We start from the raw sequence: 19031 nt of genomic DNA, 5'->3' as shown, positions 1-19031 counted from the left end.
GAAAACTTATTTTGCCTTCGCCTCCAGCTTGCGCAGCGAAGAGGTCCAGCCCTGATTGTGGTTCGCTGCGGCCTCGGCATCGGCCAGTTCGCGGTGATCCAGCGTCAGACGTGATCCGGTTTCAGTGGCCACCACCGAAAAGGTCACGTGACTTTCCACCCCGCGCTGATCCTGATCGTCATGCCAGCCCCATGTGAACCCCACCGATTTCGGCGGATCGACATGGGTCACGTGACCCGAAACCTTGTATTGCTGGCCTTCACTGTTCTGCATCACCGAATACCAGGGACCCGTGCGCGAAAAATCCAGATCGTGTTCGGGCACATGCATCCCTTCGGGACCCCACCATTGCAACAGCCTGGCCTCATCGCTGATCCACGCAAACAGGTCTTCGGGACTGACGGGAAACTCCCGCTCCAGTTTCAGGTCGGCCATGAATTTTCCCTTTCGATAATGTCGCTGAGACGGTCGAGGCTGTTTTCCCAGAATTGCCGCCTGGAAATGGTCCAGTCAGCGATGGCGCGCAGACCCTCGGGCCGGATCGAATAGATCCGCTGCGCGCCTTGCACGCGTTGCTGCACCAGACCAGCCTCGCGCAGCACTTTCAGATGGCGCGAGATCGCGGCGCCGGACATGCCGCGCCCTTCGATCAGATCACCGGCGGGCAGCTCTCCGTGATCCATCAGTTGCTCGACAATCGAGAACCGGGTGGCATCGGACAAAGCGGAAAAACTGGTCAGAAGCGTGTTCATGACCATTATTTAACACAAATGTTAAATTAAGAAAACCCCTTCAGGGCGATACGAATTCAGAACGCCCATATCCCTGCAGGTACAGCAGCGCCGTCAGGTCCCCATGATTGATCCGAATATCGCATTCCGCGGCGACCGACGGCTTGGCATGCAGCGCCACACCCGTTCCGGCGCGCCCCAACATACCCAGATCATTGGCCCCGTCCCCCACGGCGATCACTTCCGTCTCAGCGATCCCGAGACGGGTGGAAATCTGCTCAAGCGCCTCGATCTTGGCCTGCCGCCCCAGAATGGGCCGCTGCACATCTCCGGTCAGCTTGCCGTCTTCGGCCAGAAGGGTGTTGGCGCGGTTCTCGTCAAAGCCCAGCAGTTCGGCCACGCGCGCGGTAAAGGCCGTAAAACCACCAGACACCAGCGCGGCATAAGCCCCGTTTGCGCGCATCGTCGCCAACAGCGTTTTGCCGCCCGGCATCAATACGATCCGTTCACTCAGAACTTTGGTGATGACGCTTTCGTCCAAACCCTTCAGCAAGCCGACACGTTCGGTCAGTGCGCCTTCGAAATCCAGTTCACCATTCATCGCGCGTGCGGTGATGTCCTTGACCCGGTCACCGACGCCTGCTTCATCGGCCAGTTCGTCAATGCATTCCTGCTGGATCATGGTGCTGTCCATATCCGCCAGCAGCATTTTCTTGCGCCGGCCTTCCGACGGCTGAACGATCAGATCCACGCCGACCTGCTGCAGCTCTGCCCAGACATCCCACCGGTTCTCAGGCACCTCGGGTATGGAAAACTCGGCTGCCTCGCCGGGGCTCAGCCAGATCCCATCGCCCCCGCCCCAGGCATTGCGCAGAGACTCAAGCAATGCCTGCTCGAGCGTCGGCGCATTCGGATTGGTCAACAGGGTGGCTACGTACATATCGGGTCTCCGGCAAGTTCCCCTGCGAGATATCGCAGGGGTCGCCGTTTCACCAGAGACAGTTTGACCTAGCCCAGAATGCCCGGCAGCCGCAGCCCGTGTTCACGGGCACAGTCTTTGGCGATCTCATACCCTGCATCCGCGTGCCGCCACACGCCCGAGGCCGGGTCGTTCCACAGCACCCGCTCCAACCTCCGCGCGGCATCCTCGGTCCCGTCGGCACAGATTACTACGCCTGCGTGCTGACTGAAGCCCATGCCGACCCCGCCACCGTGATGCAACGACACCCAGGTCGCGCCACTGGCGGTGTTGATCAAGGCGTTCAGCAAGGGCCAGTCCGAAACCGCGTCCGAGCCATCCAGCATCGCCTCGGTCTCGCGGTTGGGGCTGGCGACCGAGCCGCTGTCCAGATGGTCGCGCCCGATGACGACCGGCGCTTTCAGCTCGCCATTGGCCACCATCTCGTTGAATGCCAGCCCGGCGCGGTGCCGATCCCCCAGCCCGATCCAACAGATACGGGCAGGCAGACCCTGAAACGCGATGCGGTCCTGCGCCATATCCAGCCAGCGATGCAGGTGTTCGTTTTCGGGAAACAACTCCTTCATCTTCGCATCGGTCTTGTAAATATCCTCGGGGTCACCGGACAGGGCGCACCAACGGAACGGACCGATCCCTTTACAGAACAACGGACGGATATAGGCAGGAACAAAACCAGGGAAGGCAAAGGCGTTCTCAAGCCCTTCATCCTGCGCAACCTGGCGGATGTTGTTGCCATAATCCAGCGTAGGTACGCCCGCATTCCAGAAATCGACCATCGCCGCGACATGCTGCTTCATCGAGGCGCGCGCCGCCTTTTCCACCGCTTTAGGGTCTGTTTCGCGCTTCTCGCGCCACTCACCCATGGTCCATCCCAGCGGCAGGTAGCCGTTGATCGGGTCATGCGCGCTGGTCTGATCGGTCACGATATCCGGGCGCATTCCGCCCTCAGCCATGCGGCGATAGATTTCAGGGAAAACCTCGGCCGCATTGCCCAGCAGGCCAACCGATTTCGCCTCACCCGCTTTGGTCCAGCGGTCGATCATCTCAAGCGCTTCGTCCAGCGTCTCGGCCTTCTCGTCGAGGTATTTGGTGCGCAGACGGAAATCGATGCTGTCCGGGTTGCACTCCACTGCCAGACAGCTGGCCCCGGCGAAGACAGCGGCCAGCGGCTGCGCGCCGCCCATACCGCCCAGACCTCCGGTCAGAATCCACTTGCCGGTCAGGTCGCCGTCATAGTGCTGACGGCCAGCCTCGGCAAAGGTCTCATAAGTGCCCTGAACGATGCCCTGTGTGCCGATATAGATCCACGAACCAGCGGTCATCTGGCCATACATCATCAGGCCCTTCTTATCGAGCTCGTTAAAGTGATCCCAGGTCGCCCAATGCGGCACGAGGTTGGAATTGGCGATCAACACGCGCGGCGCATCCCTATGCGTCCGGATGATCGCGATGGGCTTGCCGGACTGGACGATCAGGGTCTCGTCCTCCTCCAAATCCTTCAAACCGGCAACAATAGTGTCGAAATCCTTCCACGTACGCGCCGCACGGCCGATACCGCCATAGACCACCAGCTCATGCGGGTTCTCGGCCACATCCGGGTGCAGGTTGTTCATCAGCATCCGCAGCGGCGCCTCGGTCACCCAGCTTTTGGCGTTCAACTCGGGGCCGGTCGGCGGGAAAATATCGCGGGTATTCTTGCGAGGGTTGGTCATTGTGCAAGCTCCAATGCAGTGTCCTGGATGGCGTCCAGAATGTCGAATAGCCAGCGGCGCAGACGCGCCGCCTTTTTGTTGTCAAAAGCCCAAGGCGCAGCTTCCGTGGTCAGATAGGTCGATTGCGCCAACTCCATTTGAATTGCGTGCAGCCCCTCGGCGGGGCGGCCATAGTGGCGGGTGGTCCAGCCCCCTCTGAAACGGCCGTTCAGAACCGTGCTAAAGGGCGAAGATGCGGCGAATTCATTTGTAATAGACTCGATTTCGGGCGCGCAGGTCACGCCGCCATCTGTTCCGATATTCAGTTCAGGCAGGGTACCGTCGAACAGAAACGGGATACGGCTGCGAATAGAATGGCAATCAAACAGAACCGCAAAACCATGCCTGGCTTTGACCCGGTGCAACTCTTCCTCCAACGCCGCATGATAGGGCGCGTGATAGGCTTGGCGGCGGGCTTCGATTTCGTCGACAGACGGCTCCTGCCCCTGCTGCCAGATCGTTTGTCCATCGAAATCGGTCAAAGGCACCAAAGTTGTCGTGTTTTGCCCGGGATACAAAGACACGCCTGACGGGTCGCGGTTGCAGTCAATCACATAGCGGTGGACATGCGATTGCACGACGGTGGCACCCGGCAAAAGTCCATCATAGAGCCTGTTTATGTACCAATCCGTGTCTTTCAGGGACTGCCCGGTCGCATTCAAACGACCCGCAATATCCGGCGGCACATAAGTTCCGCCATGTGGCTGGCCCAGAACGATGGGGCCGTCGCCGTGCTGAACGTCGAACACCTGCATCAGGTCAGCCCCGGCATTGGCACATCGATGGCTTGCAGAACAGAACCGTCCGCGATCAGGGTGCGTACCTGTTCCAGTTCAGGCGCAAGGTACCGATCCTCGGCCAGCGCGGGGATATCGGCGCGCAGGCGATCAATCGCCCACTGCAATGGTGCGCTGGTTTGGAGAGGGGCGCGGAATTCGACACCCTGCGCGGCGCAAAGCAGCTCGATCCCCAGAATATAGTTCAGGTTCTCGACCATCCGCGCCAATCGCCGTGCCCCATGGGCCGCCATCGAGACGTGGTCTTCCTGATTGGCCGACGTAGGCGTGCTGTCGGTCACACAAGGGTTGGCCAGATGCTTGTTCTCGCTCATCAGCGCGGCGGCAGTAACCTCGGCGATCATCAGGCCCGAGTTCAGCCCCGGTTGCGGCGTCAGGAACGGCGGCAGATCAAAGCTGAGCGCCGGGTCCACCATCAGGGCAATGCGCCGCTGCGCGATCGCGCCGATCTCGGACAGGGCCAGCGCGATCATGTCGGCGGCAAAACCCACAGGCTCGGCATGGAAATTCCCGCCCGAGACAATTGCCTCGGGGTCGGTCAGGACCAGTGGGTTGTCGGTGGCTGCGTTCGCCTCAATCTCAAGCGTCGTGGCGGCCTGCCGGATCACGTCCATCGCCGCGCCGGTCACCTGGGGCTGGCAGCGGATGCAATAGGGGTCCTGCACGCGGGTATCGCCATCGCGATGGCTTTCGCGAATCTCGGACCCGTCCAGCGCGGCGCGCATGGCGGCGGCGGCCTCGATCTGGCCGCGATGACCACGCAACGCGTGGATTTCGGGTTGCAAAGGCGCGGTCGAGCCCATGATCGCATCGGTCGAAACCGCCGAGACCACCAACGCATTCTGCGCCGCACGCCAACCTTCGAACAGCCCCGCCAGCGCATAGGCTGTCGAAAACTGGGTGCCGTTGATAAAGGCCAGCCCTTCCTTGGGGCCCAGTTGTATCGGCTCTAACCCGACGGATTTGAGCGCTTCTGCCCCCGGCAGCACCGCGCCATTCACCTTGGCCTGTCCTTCCCCGATAACAACCGCCGTCATATGCGCCAATGGGGCCAGATCGCCGGACGCCCCGACCGATCCCTGTGCCGGGATCACAGGCGTCACGCCGCGAACCAGCATCTGCTGTAGAAGCTCCACCAATTCCCAGCGCACACCGGAGGCCCCGCGTCCGAATGAGAGCAGTTTCAGCGACATCATAAGCCGCGCCAGACGGCGTGGTACGGCAGGACCAACCCCGCAGCAATGGCTGAGGATCAGGTTGCGTTGCAGGGTCGAGGTATCCTCGGCCGCGATCTTGTGGCTGGCCAGTTTGCCGAACCCGGTGTTTACACCGTAAACCGGCTCGGCCCCCTGCGCCGCCTGCGCGATGCGCGCCGCTGCGGCCTCGGCCTTTGGTCGGCACGATGCATCCAGCGAGATCGGAACCTCGGACCAATAGATTTCCTCAAGCTGGGCCAGTGAAACCTGACCCGGAACGAGGGACATGGGCGTCATTGCAGACCTCCGAAAATACGTGCGTGAAGGGGGTTAAAGCCAATTCGGTAAGACAACTCAGCAGGGTGCGCCACATCCCAGACCGCCAGATCGGCACGCAGACCGGCGGCGATTGTCCCGGTATCCGTCAGCCCCAGAGCGTGCGCCGCGTAACAGGTTACACCTGCAAGTGCCTCGTGCGGGGTGAGGCGGAACAGGGTGCATCCCATGTTCATCGTCAACAGCAGCGACGTCAGCGGAGACGAACCCGGATTGCAATCGGTGGCCAGCGCCATCGGAACACCCTGCTCGCGCAGCGCCTCGATCGGAGGCAGTTGAGTCTCGTGCAACGTATAGAAGGCTCCGGGCAGCAGTACCGCAGCAGTGCCCGCCTGCGCCATGGCAGCAACCCCATCCGCATCGAGATATTCGATATGATCGGCGGACAGGGCCCCGAATGAGGCCGCCAACTTTGCGCCTCCCAGATTGGACAATTGTTCGGCATGCAGCTTGACCGGCAGATCCAATTCTTGCGCGACCTTGAAGACACGCTCGATCTGCGATGGGTTGAAGGCGATACCTTCGCAAAACCCGTCGACGGCATCCACCAGGCCTTCGGAATGCGCCGCGCGCAGGGTCGGGATACAGACCTCATCGATATAGACATCGCCGCGTCCGGCATATTCCGGCGGGATCGCATGTGCGCCCAGAAAGCTGGTCCGCACCCGGACCGGCCTCTCTTGTGCGATTCTCCGTGCGGTACGCAGCATGCGCAATTCGGTCTCGGAATCGAGCCCGTAACCGGACTTGACCTCGATGCAGGACACGCCCTCGGCCAACAAGGCATCCACACGCGGCAGGGCGTCTGACAGCAAAGCCTCTTCCGACGCCGCACGAGTCGCATTGACCGTCGACAGAATGCCACCCCCTGCGCGCGCGACCTCTTCGTAGGTTGCACCGTTCAATCGCATCTCGAACTCGGCGGCGCGATTGCCGCCAAAGACCACATGCGTATGGGCATCAATCAGGGCCGGAGTGATCAGGCGGTCGCCGAAATCGGTACAGGGCACATCGGCAAATGCCTGCGGCAGCGTGGACCATCGCCCGACCCAGGCAATCTCTTCCCCCTCGACGACCACCGCGCCATCTTCGATCAACCCATAAGGGTGACCGGTTTGCATGGTTGCGATGTGTTTGCCGCGAAGAACGGTTTTTTTCGTCATGGCGATTCTTTTGGGCTCCCCCTGCGTTTGGATTTTTCGTATACGTGTATTAAATTAAAGTCTACACAAATTGGAAGTGCCATGACGGTTCATGCAAAAACCGCCTTGTTAGGCTCAAACTGGGTGCGTGATGTGCGGGTCGAGATCACGGACGGGCGGATATCCTCGCTTGCAGCCCAGGCGCCCGCGCAGCCACAGGATGCCTGCGTCGACGTCCTGCTGCCCGCGCTTGGAAACTTGCACAGCCATGCATTCCAACGCGCGATGGCCGGAATGACCGAGGTTCGTGCCGCCGGGCGCGAAAGCTTCTGGACCTGGCGCACCCTGATGTATCGCTTTCTGGACCGCCTGACGCCCGAGCAGATCGAAGCCATCGCAGCACTGGTTTTCATGGAGATGCAGGAAGCCGGATATGCCTCGGTCGGAGAATTCCACTATGTCCATCATCAGCCAGGCGGGGCGCCCTATGCGCAACTGTCCGAGCTGAGCCAGCGCATATTCGCAGCCGCCGACCAGACCGGAATCGGCCTGACGCATCTGCCTGTGCTCTATACCTACGGCGGCGTCCGGCAAGAGGCATTGGCCGGAGGGCAGTTGCGCTTTGGCAATGACGTCGAACGGTTCCTGCGTCTGGTGGACGACTGCCGAACCGATCTGCCTCATGCCGACAGCCGTGTCGGCATCGCACCCCATTCCCTGCGGGCCACGGCGCCGGATGATCTGAAACAGGTGCTGGCCCAATCACCGCAAGGCCCGGTTCATATCCACATCTCGGAACAGTTGCAGGAAGTCGCAGATGTCGAAACCGCACTGGGCCAGCGCCCGGTTGCGTGGTTGCTGGACAATACCGAAGTCGATGCACGCTGGTGCCTGATTCACGCCACCCACATGACCGATGATGAAACCCGCAGACTGGCGCAGTCCGGGGCCGTCGCCGGATTGTGCCCGATCACCGAGGCCAATCTGGGCGATGGCATCTTCAACGGCGCGGTATATGTCGAAAACGGCGGCGCGTTTGGCGTCGGGTCCGATTCGAACGTGCGTATTTCCCTGCCCGAAGAGTTGCGGACACTGGAGTATTCGCAACGACTTCGCGACAAGGCCCGAACGGTGCTGGTGCGGGGTGAAGGATCTGTGGGCCATGCGCTTTATACCGGTGCGGCACGGGGCGGGGCGCAGGCGCTGGGGCGCGATGCCGGTGAGATCGCCGTGGGCAAGCTGGCTGATCTGGTGGCAATCGACCGGACCCACCCGACGTTGTGCACCTTGCGGGATGACCAGCTGCTCGATGGCCTGTGTTTCACTGCACCGGACGGCACAGTGACCGATCTGTGGTCGGCGGGACGCCATCAGGTGCGCGCCGGTCGACATGTCGCCCGCGCTGCGATCCTGTCTGCATATCGCGCAGCAATGACCGACCTTCTGGCTGACATTTAGTCATAAACCCCTGTATCAGAGCCGAAATGACCCAAAGCAACGACACCACCAGTTACAAGGACATCAAGCAGACGGTTCTGCGCCGCATTCGCTCGGGCGAGTGGCGGCCGGACAGCTTGCTGCCCAACGAGCAGGAACTCGCGGTCGAATTCTCCTGCACCCGCACAACGGTGAACCGCGCATTGCGCGAACTGGCGGATGAGGGTTTTCTGGAACGCCGCCGCAAAGCCGGTACCCGGGTCCTGAGCGCGCCGCTAAGGCAAGCGCGCTTCACCATTCCGCTGGTCCGGGATGAGGTTGAGGCCCTGGGTGGCACTTATCGCTATGCGCTGGTCTCAGCCGAGATACAGCCCGCCCCCGACTGGCTGCGCGCCCGACTGGCCCTGCATGCGGGCGACCGCGTGATGCATGTGCGCTGCATGCATTATTCGGGCAATGCTCCGTTCCAGTACGAGGACCGCTGGATCGTGGTCGAGAGTGTTCCGCAGGTCGAGCAGGCCGATTTCTCTGAAATCGGGCCCAATGACTGGCTGGTTCAGACAGTCCCGTTCACCAATGTTGAACTTACCTTTCTGGCCAGTCGCGCCGACATATCGGTCGCCGGTTTCCTCGATTTACCGGAAGGGGAGCCGGTCTTCACCGCCGAGCGTATCACCTGGTTGCAGGGCCGTCCCGTCACTTTCGCCAAGATGTATTTTGCCGCCGGATATCGGATGACCACGCAATTCTGACCACAGACCTTCGGGTTACGCGCACTCCGAAACGATATCTGGCTCAGTTGGATATGCCCGCGCTGTCTCCGGCGCGGGCATGAGCAGATGTCAGAAAATGAGTCGCCGCTGTCAGGCGACGTCAAATTCCAGCGGTTTGATCTGGGTGAACAACCCGGTCTCGGCCAGTTTCGCGCGCGCCTCGGCGGGGACCGGTTCGTCAACATAAAGCAGCGCTATCGCTTCACCGCCCGCCTCGGACCGGCCAAGGGTGAAGTTGGCGATGTTCACGTCATTTTCACCCATAGTCTGACCTAGTGCGCCGATGATGCCTGGCACGTCCTCGTTGGTGGTATAGAGCATATGCGCCCCGATCTCGGCATCGATGTTGATGCCCTTGATCTGGATGAAACGCGGCTTGCCATCGCTGAACACCGTGCCCCCGATTGACCGTTCGCGTTTGCTGGTGACCACGGTCACCTTGATATAGCCCTCGAACGCGCCGGATTTATCCTGATTGGTGGTCGAGATTTTGATCCCACGTTCCTTGGCAACCACCGGAGCCGAAACCATGTTCACCTCGGGGTTGAACTTTTTCATGATCCCCGCGACCACCGCGCAGTTCAGCGCGGCCAGGTTCATCTCGGCGGCGACCCCGTCATAGAGGATATTGATCGCCTGCACCGGCTCATCGGTCATCTGACCGATGAAGCTGCCCAAATGACCGGCCAGCTTGATCCAAGGCCCCATCACCTTGGCCTCTTCCGCCGTCACGCTGGGCATGTTCAGCGCATTCTCGACCGCTCCGGTCAGCAGGTAGTTTGAGATCTGCTCGGCCACCTGCAGCGCCACGTTTTCCTGCGCCTCGGTCGTCGCGGCGCCCAGATGCGGGGTGCAGACCACGTTGGGCAGGTTGAATAGCGCGTTATCTTTGGCCGGTTCTTCGCTGAACACGTCAAAGGCCGCACCCGCAATCTGACCCGATTGCAGCGCTTCGGCCAATGCGTCTTCATCAACCAGACCACCACGGGCGCAGTTGATAATGCGCACGCCTTTCTTGGTTTTCGCCAGATTTTCGCGGCTGAGGATGTTGCGGGTCTGATCGGTCAGCGGCACGTGCAGGGTGATGAAATCGGCGCGCGCCAGCAACTCGTCCAGTTCGACCTTTTCCACGCCCATCTTGGCGGCTTTCTCTTCGCCCAGATAGGGGTCATAGGCGATGACTTTCATCTTCAGACCCAAAGCACGTTCACAAACGATGCCGCCGATGTTCCCGGCACCGATGACGCCCAGCGTCTTGTTGGTCAGTTCGATCCCCATGAACTTGGACTTTTCCCACTTGCCCGCATGGGTCGAGGCACTGGCCTCGGGGATTTGCCGCGCCACGGCGAACATCATTGCAATCGCGTGCTCAGCGGTGGTGATCATGTTGCCGAACGGCGTGTTCATCACGATCACACCTTTTTTCGAGGCCGCTTCCTTGTCGATATTGTCAGTGCCAATCCCGGCGCGGCCAATGACCTTCAGCTTGTCGGCTTTCTCCAGAATGGTCGGCGTCACCTTGGTGGCCGAGCGGATGGCGAGGCCGTCATATTGACCGATCACCTCGGCCAGTTTGTCTTTGTCCTTGCCCAGATCGGGCATGAAATCCACGTCGATGCCTCGGTCGCGGAAAATCTGCACGGCGGTTTCGCTGAGCTTGTCGGATACGAGTACTTTGGGGGCCATATTTGTGGTCCTTGAATTATATGGAAGGTCCGGGCCTGTGTCGCGGCCCGGTGAAAAGGTCAGGCGGCTTCGGTTTGCGCCGCAAGCTCGGCCTCAAAGGCCCAGGCCAGCCAGGGCAGCATCGCCTCGATATCCGAGGTCTCGACCGTGCCGCCGCACCATATCCGCAGGCCCGCAGGCGCGTCGCGATAGGCACCGATATCCAGCGCGATATTCTCGGCCTCCAGTCGTTTGGCGACGGCCTTGGCGAATGCTGCGCCATCCTGAATGCGTGCGTCGGTGAATTTCAGGCAGACGGATGTATTCGACCGAGTCGCCGCGTCTTCGGCCAGATTGGCGATCCAGTCGTTCTGGTCGCAAAACGCATGCACCGCACCGGCATTGGCATCCGCGCGGGCGATCAGCCCCTGCAGGCCGCCGACCGAGCGCGCCCAGTCCAGCGCGAACAGGTAATCCTCAACTGCCAGCATAGAGGGCGTGTTGATCGTAGCCCCGGTAAAGATGCCCTTGATCAGCTTGCCGCCCTTGGTCAGGCGGAAAATCTTCGGCAGCGGCCATGCGGGGGTGTAGCTCTCCAACCGTTCCACAGCACGCGGGCTAAGGATCAGCATCCCGTGGGCCGCTTCGCCACCCAGCACCTTCTGCCAGCTAAACGTGGTTACATCCAACTTGTCCCACGGCAGGTCCATCGCAAAAGCCGCCGAGGTCGCGTCGCAGATTGTCAGCCCCTGACGGTCGTCGGCGATCCAATCGCCATTCGGAACCCGCACACCCGAAGTGGTGCCGTTCCACGTAAACACCACATCATTGGCGAAATCGACCGAGGTAAGATCAACGATCTGCCCATAATCGGCAGTTTTCACTTCGGCATCGATCTTCAGTTGCTTGACCACATCGGTCACCCAGCCCGCGCCAAAGCTTTCCCATGCCAGCATCTCGACCTTGCGCGCGCCCAGCAGCGACCACAGCGCCATCTCGACCGCGCCGGTATCCGAGGCGGGAACGATGCCGATCTTGTAATCTGCCGGAATACCAAGAACCTCACGCGTGCCTTCGATGGCCGCCTTCAACTTGTCCTTGCCAACGGCGGCCCGGTGCGACCGACCCAATGCGGCATCGGCCAGTTTAGACAGCTCAAATGTAGGGGGTTTGGCGCAGGGGCCCGAGGAAAAACGCGGATTCGCCGGCCGCGTCGCCGGTGTATTAGTGTTCATCTGTATTACCCTTCCAGATACACGCCCCTCGTTGGGGAGGGGTGTCCCACGCACAGGGGTATGGGGCGTTTGCAGCCGCAGCAAGCAGAAAAGACGCTTCTTTGGATAAAAACGACACGCGGAAGGGGGTCAAATCAGAACAGGAGTTTCCGATTGGCGAAAACCCCGCCCATTATTGGGCGGGGTTCTGTGTATTACTCTGCGGCGTCTTCGTATTCTGACATGGGCGGGCATGTGCAGATGAGGTTTCGGTCTCCGTAAGCGTTGTCGACGCGGTTGACGGGGGACCAGTATTTGTCGACGCCCATGGAGCCCGGCGGGAAGCAGGCCTGTTCGCGCGAGTAAGGCCGGTCCCAGTCGCCGACCAGATCGCGCACCGTGTGGGGGGCGTTTTTCAGCGGGTTGTTTTCCGCGTCGATCTTGCCGTCGATGATGTCCTGCGCCTCGGCCCGGATGGACAGCATGGCGTCGCAGAAGCGATCCAGCTCGTCCTTGGGTTCGGATTCCGTGGGTTCCACCATCAGCGTGCCGGCCACCGGCCAGGACATGGTGGGCGCGTGGAAGCCTGAGTCGACCAGACGTTTGGCCACGTCATCGACGCTGACATTGCCTTCATCCGCCAGCGGACGGGTGTCGAGGATGCATTCATGCGCCACACGGCCCGTCTCGGACGTGTAGAGGATCGGATAGGCATCCTTGAGCCGCGCCGCGATATAGTTGGCGTTCAAGATCGCCACTTTGGTCGCCTGGGTCAGACCGGCGCCACCCATCAGCAGCACATAGGCCCAGCTGACCGGCAGGATCGACGGAGACCCAAAGGGCGCCGCCGAGACCGGGCCCACGGCGGTGCCGTATTCCGGGTGGCCGGGCAGGTGCTCCTCCAGATGCGCCTTGACGCCGATCGGACCCATGCCGGGGCCGCCGCCGCCATGCGGGATGCAGAAGGTCTTGTGCAGGTTCAGGTGGCTGACATCGCCGCCGATCTTGCCCGGCTGCGCCAGACCGACCATGGCGTTCATGTTGGCCCCGTCGATATAGACCTGACCGCCGTGGTCATGGGTGATCTGGCAGACCTCCTGCACGGTTTCCTCGAACACGCCATGGGTGGACGGATAGGTGATCATGCAGGCGGCCAGATGATCGCTGTGCTTTTCCGCCTTGGCGCGGAAGTCGTTCAGGTCGATATTGCCGTTCTCATCCGCCTGCACCGGCACAACCTGCCAGCCCACCATCTGCGCCGAGGCCGGGTTGGTGCCATGCGCCGAGGTCGGGATCAGGCAGACATTGCGCTGCCCCTGCCCACGGGCGAAGTGGTAGTTGCGGATGGTCAAGAGGCCCGCATATTCCCCCTGCGCGCCCGAGTTGGGCTGCTGCGAGATCGCGTCATAGCCGGTGATCTGGCACAGCTTGTCGTTCAGATCGTCGATCATTTGGGTGTAGCCCTGCGCCTGATCTTGCGGGCAGAACGGGTGCAGATTGCCGAACTCGGGCCAGGTGACCGGGATCATCTCGATCGTGGCGTTCAGCTTCATGGTGCACGAGCCCAGCGGGATCATCGCCCGGTCCAGCGCCAGATCGCGGTCGGCCAGACGGCGCATATAGCGGGTGATTTCCGCCTCGGCCCGGTTCTTGTGGAAGATCGGGTGGGTCAGGTATTCGCTTTCACGCAGCGCATAATCCGGCAGGCGGTATTGCTTGTTCGAGCTGTCATCCTTGCGATCGATGCCAAAGGCGCCCCAGACCGCCTCGATGGTCTCGGGGCGGGTCTGTTCGTCCAGGCTGATGCCCACTTTCGTGTCGCCCACCTTGCGCAGGTTCACACCGCGCGCCACGGCGGCCTCCATCACCACGTTCTGCAGATGGCCGACCTCGACCGTAATGGTGTCGAAGAACACTTCCGGTTCCACCGCAAAGCCTGCCTCTTCCAGGCCGGCGGCCAGGCGCGAGGTCTTGCGGTGCACCGATTGCGCGATGGCCTTGATGCCGTCGGGGCCGTGGTACACGGCATACATCGAGGCGATGACGGCCAGCAGCGCCTGCGCGGTGCAGACGTTCGAGTTGGCTTTCTCACGCCGGATATGCTGTTCGCGGGTCTGCAGCGCCAGGCGGTAGGCCTTGTTGCCGCGGCTGTCGATGGAAACACCGATGATCCGGCCCGGCATCGAACGCTTCAGCTTGTCGGTGGTCGCCATATAGGCAGCGTGCGGGCCGCCATAGCCCATCGGCACGCCAAAACGCTGGGTCGAGCCGATGGCGATATCCGCGCCCATCTCGCCCGGTGACTTCAGCAGCGCCAGCGACAGGATGTCGGCGGCCACGATGGCAATCGCTTTATGTTCATGCAGCGCCGCGATCTCCTTGGTGAAGTCGCGCACATGGCCGTGGGTGCCGGGATACTGGAAGATGGCGCCAAAGACCGCGCCCGCATCCAGCGTGTCCGGATCGGCCACCTGCACCTCGATGCCCAGAGGCTCGGCGCGGGTTTTAATGACCGCGATGGTCTGCGGGTGGCAGTTCTTGTCGACGAAGAAGGCCGCGTTGTTGGCCTTGGACCGGCCGCCGCGCTTGGCCATCGCCATCGCCTCGGCGGCAGCGGTGGCTTCGTCCAGCAGCGAGGCGTTGGCCACGTCCAGCCCGGTCAGGTCGCTGACCATGGTCTGGAAGTTCAACAGCGCTTCAAGACGGCCCTGAGAGATTTCCGGCTGATACGGCGTATAGGCGGTGTACCAGGCCGGGTTTTCCAGAATGTTGCGCAGGATCGGCGCGGGCGTGGTGGTGCCGTAATAGCCCTGACCGATCAGCGAGGTCAGGACCTTGTTCTTGCTCGCCACCTCTTTCATGTGGAACAGCGCGTCGCGCTCGGTCATCGCCGGACCCCAGTCCAGCGGTTCGGTCTGCCGGATCGCAGGCGGGACGGTGGCGTCGATCAGCTCGTCCAGTGTCCTGAAGCCGATCACCTTGAGCATGTCGCGCATCTCGGTCGGGCTGGGCCCGATATGGCGGCGGTTGGCGAAGTCATAGGCTTCGTAATCGGTCAGTTTGAAGGCCATGTGTTGCGCTCCTCAGGGAATGTCTCGCCCAGCCGCTCTGGCAGATGCCTCCGGCGTGGGGTGAGGGCCGTCTTGGAAGCTGTCCAGTGGACAGCTTCAGGCCCGAACGGGCGGAGCCCCAAATCAGCGGCTCCGAGTGAAAGAAGGGGACGGATCCGCACGGGGATCCGCCGATGCGTTTACCCGATGAAGGCCTTGTAGCCGGCCTCGTCCATCAGGTCTTCGAGCTGCGCGGCATCGCTGATCTTGATCTTGTAGATCCACGCCTCGCCTTCGGGGTCTTCGTTCAGCGCGCCGGGGTTGTCGGCCAGCGCTTCGTTCACTTCGACAATCTCGCCATCGACCGGGGCATAAAGCTCGGACGCGGCCTTGACGGATCGATCACGCCGATCTCGCCATCCTTCTCGAACTCGTCACCCGCTTCCTGCTGTTCGACGAAGACCACCTCACCCAGCTGCTCGGCGGCGTGTTTGGTGATGCCCAGCGTGGCAATGTCGCCTTCGACGGTCAGCCATTCATGCTCTTCGGAATAATAGGTTGCCATAGTGTTACTCTCCTGACTTCAACGCTTGTAATTCTGTTTGACGAAGGGCAGCGCCACGATCTGTGCCGGTTGCGCCTTGCCCCGGATGATCAGATTGACCTTCTCGCCCGGCTCGCCATGGCCTGCGGACACATAGCCCATCGCCACCGGGCCGCCGACCGTGGGGCCAAAACTGCCCGAGGTGATCTGGCCAATGCTGTTGCCATTGCTGCACTGGATCTCAACGCCCTGACGCGCCGGTGCGCGGCCATCGGGCTGGATGCCCACCAGCTTGCGCGCCGCGCCTTCGGCCAGCTCCTTTTGCACCCGCTCGGCACCCGGAAAGCCGCCCTCTTCCTTGCGGCGTTTCTGAATGGCCCAGCCGAGGCTGGCCTCAATCGGCGAGGTGCTCTGGTCGATGTCATTGCCATAAAGGCACAGCCCCGCCTCCAGCCGCAGGCTGTCGCGCGCGCCCAGACCCGCCGGTTCGCAATCCTCATGCGCCAGGAAGGCCTTCGTGATCTCGATCGCCTTGTCCTCGGGGATCGAGATCTCGTATCCGTCCTCGCCGGTATAGCCCAGTCGCGAGATGCGGCATTCGACGCCCAGGATGTCGGCAACGGTGGTTTCCATGAACTTCAGATCTCGCGCTGCGGGGCAGAGTTCGCCCACCACATTTTCCGCCGCAGGCCCCTGAACCGCCACAAGCGCGCGGTCGAAGATCTCGGTCACCTCGACGCCTTCGAGGTTGTCGCGCATATGCGGAATGTCCTGATGCCGCAGCGCCGCGTTCACCACCACAAAGTAATGATCCCCCGCATTCGACACGATCAAATCATCCATGATCCCGCCTTCGGCATTGGTAAAGAACCCGTACCGCGCCTTGCCCTCTTTCAGCGTCGCATAAGCCTGCGGGCACAGAGCCTCCAGCTTCTCGCCCACATTCTCACCCCGCAGGATCACCTGACCCATATGGCTCACATCAAACACCGCCGCCTTCTCACGGCACTGCTTATGCTCTCCCATAATCCCCAAAGGATACTGAACAGGCATCTCCCAACCCGCAAAATCAACCAACTTTCCACCCAACTCAACATGCAAATCGTAGAGAGGCGTGCGTTTCGGTGTGTCGGTCATAGCGGATACCTTTTCGTATCTAATGGTCAAAGCGCATGTCCGTCAGTCTGACCCAAGCTGCGTATTTTGCAACGATTCAGCCTTTGAATTTGGCGGCACACCTTGATCGCGGCAGGTCTGTATACGGGCGCATGCATCAATAATGTTCCTATAGGAAACTTTTTTCCGTTAGGCAACACTCGTTGTTCTGACCCCTGAAGATCAGTGTCTGGATTCAGAGAAGTACCGATAGCCTGTTCTCTTTACCGTCAGCCAATACGCTGGAAAACTTGTATTTTCCCCACGACTTATTTCCCTGAGCTTCCCAGAGCCCGAACGGCCTGATCCAGCACATGCAGGCCGGCGATCAGGTCATCCACGGCTGTATCCTCGGCGAAATCATGGCTGATTCCATTGATGGAAGGCACAAACAGCATCGCAACCGGCATCAGGCGAGAGACGTTGGTGGCATCATGCAACGCGCCCGAAGGCATTTTACGCCACTTGCCCGACGCGATCCGCTCGGCGCCCTGCTCCAGAGCCTGACGCAATCTTTTATCCATGCTAACAGGTTCCAGCCCCAACATCGGGCCGTAGTCCAGCGCCATACCCTGCTGTTCCGCCACTTCTTGCGCGGTGGACCGGATAATTTCCTCCATCCGCACCAACCGATCCGCATCGCCATCGCGCCACTGCATCGAAAACCGCACCCGTCCGGGCACGATGGAAGAGGCATTGGGATGCAGATCGACGCGCCCGATGGTCCAGACAGTCTGCGGCGTCACCACATTGCGGAACCGGTCGTTGAGCCGCGCGTTGAACAGGGACAGCGCCTGAAACGCATCGCGGCGCAGATGCATGGGCGTGGTGCCTGCGTGGTTCTGCTGGCCCTCAAATGTCATAACCATGTCGCGGATGCCAACGATGTCGGTGACCACTCCGATCTGTTCGCCCGCCGCATCCAGCGCGGGACCCTGTTCGATATGCATCTCGATGAAGCCGCTGAACCGGGCGGGGTCGACAAAGCCCTGCGCCAGATCGGCCATCACGGATCGGGCATCGCCAAAGCTGACGCCGGTTCCGTCGGTCAGAACGTCCGCTTTGTCCAAGGGTAATCCGCCCGACCAGACCGCCGAACCGGTGGTGACACCGAACCGCCCCTCCTCATCCTGAAAGCTGACGACCGAGATGGGGTGCTCGCTGGCTCGCGCGATTTCCAGCGCGGCGATTACACCCAGGGCACCATCCAGCCAACCGCCCTCTGGCTGGCTGTCGGAATGCGACCCCATCAGCAGCGAAGGACCGTCGGCCAGGCCAAACAGATTGCCCACGGGATCGAAATGCGGCGTTAGCCCGGCCTCGGCCATCCGTCCGGCCAGCCATTTCCGCGCGGCGATATCAGCCTGCGAATACGCGGGCCGCACGACACCTTTGCCGACGCCTGCGGCTCCGAATTCGCGCAGCTTGTGCAGGTCGGACAGAAATCGTGTGTGATCGACAGTCATGAGGTCCTCCGCCGTGATGGTCAGGGCGACCATAGCCGCAAACCGCCGCCGTGGCAGGAATTTTTCAGAACGCGCGGAAACCCCTCTGGCCCCGGCCCCGAACCTGCCCTAAGACTTGGCGCGAAGAGGACGGACATGTCGCATATCACGCTGGTACGTCACGGGCAGGCCAACACGGCGGCGCGGGACGAAAAGAACTATGACAAGCTCAGCGAGCTGGGCCATCAGCAGGCGCGCTGGCTGGGCGCGCATTTGCAGGACACCCGCGCGCATCATCCGCGCGTCTATTGCGGCACGCTGGTCCGGCACGCGGAAACCGCCGCCAGTATGGGCCTGCCCGCACCGGTGCGCGACGCACGGCTGAACGAGATCGAGTATTTCACCCTCGCCCAACTGTTTCAGGATCAACACGGCGTAGCCATCCCCACGGATCGCGAGGGCTTTGTCGACCATCTGCCGCGGACCTTCACTGCCTGGGCCAATGGCGACCTGGAAAACACACCCGAGACCTTTGAAGAATTCGAAACCCGCGTCCGCGATGCGTTGCGCGACATCGGCACCGAGGGTGGCCCGGCCATCGTGGTGACCTCGGGCGGGTTGATCTCGATGGTGGTGCGGCAGGCGATGGGGCTGGACATTCCGTCGATGGCGCGGGTGGCCCTTGCCATCATGAACACGTCGATGCACCGTCTGCGCCCGGTTGGCACGCAACTGAGCCCGGTTCTGTTCAACGCCGTTCCGCATCTGGAAGCGCCCGAACGGCAGTTCGCGCAAACGCATCTGTAAGGAGGTCCG

The 19031-nt window shown here is 61.5% G+C and carries 15 protein-coding genes and 1 pseudogene; 3 read left to right on the top strand and 13 right to left on the bottom strand.

From position 1 onward, the window contains the following. Positions 1 to 6: 6 nt before the first annotated feature. The 7 genes from ACR3E4_RS10310 to hutI all read right to left on the bottom strand — a co-directional run bounded on the left by ACR3E4_RS10310 (position 7) and on the right by hutI (position 6953). Positions 7 to 435: an SRPBCC family protein gene (locus tag ACR3E4_RS10310; RefSeq protein WP_480534478.1), complete on the bottom strand. Its 429-nt coding sequence runs from the start codon at positions 433 to 435 to the stop codon at positions 7 to 9. Beyond that, positions 423 to 752, bottom strand: coding sequence for an ArsR/SmtB family transcription factor (locus ACR3E4_RS10305; protein WP_480534480.1), 330 nt, complete (start codon positions 750 to 752; stop codon positions 423 to 425). Before ACR3E4_RS10305 ends, ACR3E4_RS10310 begins: the two co-directional genes overlap by 13 nt. A 40-nt stretch (positions 753 to 792) precedes the next feature. Continuing rightward, entirely contained in the window at positions 793 to 1671 is an 879-nt protein-coding gene (serB, locus tag ACR3E4_RS10300) for a phosphoserine phosphatase SerB (RefSeq protein ID WP_480534482.1), read from the bottom strand. A 68-nt stretch (positions 1672 to 1739) separates the two neighbouring features. Further along, positions 1740 to 3422, bottom strand: coding sequence for a urocanate hydratase (gene hutU / locus ACR3E4_RS10295; RefSeq protein WP_480534484.1), 1683 nt, complete (start codon positions 3420 to 3422; stop codon positions 1740 to 1742). Further along, the gene (gene hutG / locus ACR3E4_RS10290) at positions 3419 to 4216 is read right to left on the bottom strand and encodes an N-formylglutamate deformylase (RefSeq protein ID WP_480534486.1); all 798 of its coding nucleotides are present in this window, start codon (positions 4214 to 4216) and stop codon (positions 3419 to 3421) included. The genes hutU and hutG overlap by 4 nt, the downstream gene beginning before the upstream one ends. Further along, positions 4216 to 5751: a histidine ammonia-lyase gene (gene hutH / locus ACR3E4_RS10285; RefSeq protein WP_480534488.1), complete on the bottom strand. Its 1536-nt coding sequence runs from the start codon at positions 5749 to 5751 to the stop codon at positions 4216 to 4218. Before hutH ends, hutG begins: the two co-directional genes overlap by 1 nt. Further along, positions 5748 to 6953, bottom strand: coding sequence for an imidazolonepropionase (gene hutI / locus ACR3E4_RS10280; RefSeq protein WP_480534490.1), 1206 nt, complete (start codon positions 6951 to 6953; stop codon positions 5748 to 5750). Before hutI ends, hutH begins: the two co-directional genes overlap by 4 nt. Before the next feature lie 81 nt (positions 6954 to 7034). On the opposite strand from hutI, the gene ACR3E4_RS10275 reads away from it, so the two are divergent. Next, the gene (locus ACR3E4_RS10275) at positions 7035 to 8390 is read left to right on the top strand and encodes a formimidoylglutamate deiminase (protein ID WP_480534492.1); all 1356 of its coding nucleotides are present in this window, start codon (positions 7035 to 7037) and stop codon (positions 8388 to 8390) included. A 26-nt stretch (positions 8391 to 8416) separates the two neighbouring features. Then, a complete protein-coding gene (locus ACR3E4_RS10270) occupies positions 8417 to 9121 on the top strand; it encodes a GntR family transcriptional regulator (RefSeq protein WP_480534494.1) in 705 nt (234 codons plus the stop codon). Positions 9122 to 9232: 111 nt separating this feature from the next. On the opposite strand, the gene serA is transcribed toward ACR3E4_RS10270, so the two are convergent. The 6 genes and pseudogenes from serA to ACR3E4_RS10240 all read right to left on the bottom strand — a co-directional run bounded on the left by serA (position 9233) and on the right by ACR3E4_RS10240 (position 18236). Further along, the gene (gene serA / locus ACR3E4_RS10265) at positions 9233 to 10828 is read right to left on the bottom strand and encodes a phosphoglycerate dehydrogenase (protein ID WP_480534496.1); all 1596 of its coding nucleotides are present in this window, start codon (positions 10826 to 10828) and stop codon (positions 9233 to 9235) included. A 59-nt stretch (positions 10829 to 10887) separates the two neighbouring features. Next, positions 10888 to 12042 carry a phosphoserine transaminase gene (locus ACR3E4_RS10260; RefSeq protein WP_480534498.1) on the bottom strand — a complete coding sequence of 385 codons (1155 nt, stop codon included), beginning with the start codon at positions 12040 to 12042 and terminating at the stop codon, positions 10888 to 10890. A gap of 194 nt (positions 12043 to 12236) precedes the next feature. Further along, positions 12237 to 15092 carry an aminomethyl-transferring glycine dehydrogenase gene (gene gcvP / locus ACR3E4_RS10255; RefSeq protein WP_480567079.1) on the bottom strand — a complete coding sequence of 952 codons (2856 nt, stop codon included), beginning with the start codon at positions 15090 to 15092 and terminating at the stop codon, positions 12237 to 12239. A 179-nt stretch (positions 15093 to 15271) separates the two neighbouring features. Continuing rightward, positions 15272 to 15636, bottom strand: a pseudogene (gene gcvH / locus ACR3E4_RS10250) (glycine cleavage system protein GcvH). Positions 15637 to 15654: 18 nt separating this feature from the next. Beyond that, on the bottom strand, positions 15655 to 16752 hold the full coding sequence (gcvT, locus tag ACR3E4_RS10245; protein ID WP_480567078.1) for a glycine cleavage system aminomethyltransferase GcvT: 1098 nt from the start codon (positions 16750 to 16752) through the stop codon (positions 15655 to 15657). A 287-nt stretch (positions 16753 to 17039) separates the two neighbouring features. Next, positions 17040 to 18236, bottom strand: a complete 1197-nt coding sequence (locus tag ACR3E4_RS10240; RefSeq protein ID WP_480535877.1) for a Zn-dependent hydrolase — start codon at positions 18234 to 18236, stop codon at positions 17040 to 17042. 135 nt (positions 18237 to 18371) lie between these two features. Here ACR3E4_RS10240 and ACR3E4_RS10235 point away from each other — a divergent pair, with 135 nt between their 5' ends. Beyond that, the gene (locus ACR3E4_RS10235; RefSeq protein WP_480535875.1) at positions 18372 to 19022 is read left to right on the top strand and encodes a histidine phosphatase family protein; all 651 of its coding nucleotides are present in this window, start codon (positions 18372 to 18374) and stop codon (positions 19020 to 19022) included. Positions 19023 to 19031 lie beyond the last annotated feature (9 nt).

The organism is Ruegeria sp. AP11 (assembly GCF_056535865.1).
This window is presented reverse-complemented; position numbering and strand designations above follow the sequence as displayed.

What these genes read in the sequence shown, in the direction of transcription:
- ACR3E4_RS10310 (WP_480534478.1), bottom strand. Translation starts at nt 435, where the DNA reads ATGGCCGACCTGAAACTGGAGCGGGAGTTTCCCGTCAGTCCCGAAGAC.
- ACR3E4_RS10305 (WP_480534480.1), bottom strand. Translation starts at nt 752, where the DNA reads ATGAACACGCTTCTGACCAGTTTTTCCGCTTTGTCCGATGCCACCCGG.
- serB (WP_480534482.1), bottom strand. Translation starts at nt 1,671, where the DNA reads ATGTACGTAGCCACCCTGTTGACCAATCCGAATGCGCCGACGCTCGAG.
- hutU (WP_480534484.1), bottom strand. Translation starts at nt 3,422, where the DNA reads ATGACCAACCCTCGCAAGAATACCCGCGATATTTTCCCGCCGACCGGC.
- hutG (WP_480534486.1), bottom strand. Translation starts at nt 4,216, where the DNA reads ATGCAGGTGTTCGACGTTCAGCACGGCGACGGCCCCATCGTTCTGGGC.
- hutH (WP_480534488.1), bottom strand. Translation starts at nt 5,751, where the DNA reads ATGACGCCCATGTCCCTCGTTCCGGGTCAGGTTTCACTGGCCCAGCTT.
- hutI (WP_480534490.1), bottom strand. Translation starts at nt 6,953, where the DNA reads ATGACGAAAAAAACCGTTCTTCGCGGCAAACACATCGCAACCATGCAA.
- ACR3E4_RS10275 (WP_480534492.1), top strand. Translation starts at nt 7,035, where the DNA reads ATGACGGTTCATGCAAAAACCGCCTTGTTAGGCTCAAACTGGGTGCGT.
- ACR3E4_RS10270 (WP_480534494.1), top strand. Translation starts at nt 8,417, where the DNA reads ATGACCCAAAGCAACGACACCACCAGTTACAAGGACATCAAGCAGACG.
- serA (WP_480534496.1), bottom strand. Translation starts at nt 10,828, where the DNA reads ATGGCCCCCAAAGTACTCGTATCCGACAAGCTCAGCGAAACCGCCGTG.
- ACR3E4_RS10260 (WP_480534498.1), bottom strand. Translation starts at nt 12,042, where the DNA reads ATGAACACTAATACACCGGCGACGCGGCCGGCGAATCCGCGTTTTTCC.
- gcvP (WP_480567079.1), bottom strand. Translation starts at nt 15,092, where the DNA reads ATGGCCTTCAAACTGACCGATTACGAAGCCTATGACTTCGCCAACCGC.
- gcvT (WP_480567078.1), bottom strand. Translation starts at nt 16,752, where the DNA reads ATGACCGACACACCGAAACGCACGCCTCTCTACGATTTGCATGTTGAG.
- ACR3E4_RS10240 (WP_480535877.1), bottom strand. Translation starts at nt 18,236, where the DNA reads ATGACTGTCGATCACACACGATTTCTGTCCGACCTGCACAAGCTGCGC.
- ACR3E4_RS10235 (WP_480535875.1), top strand. Translation starts at nt 18,372, where the DNA reads ATGTCGCATATCACGCTGGTACGTCACGGGCAGGCCAACACGGCGGCG.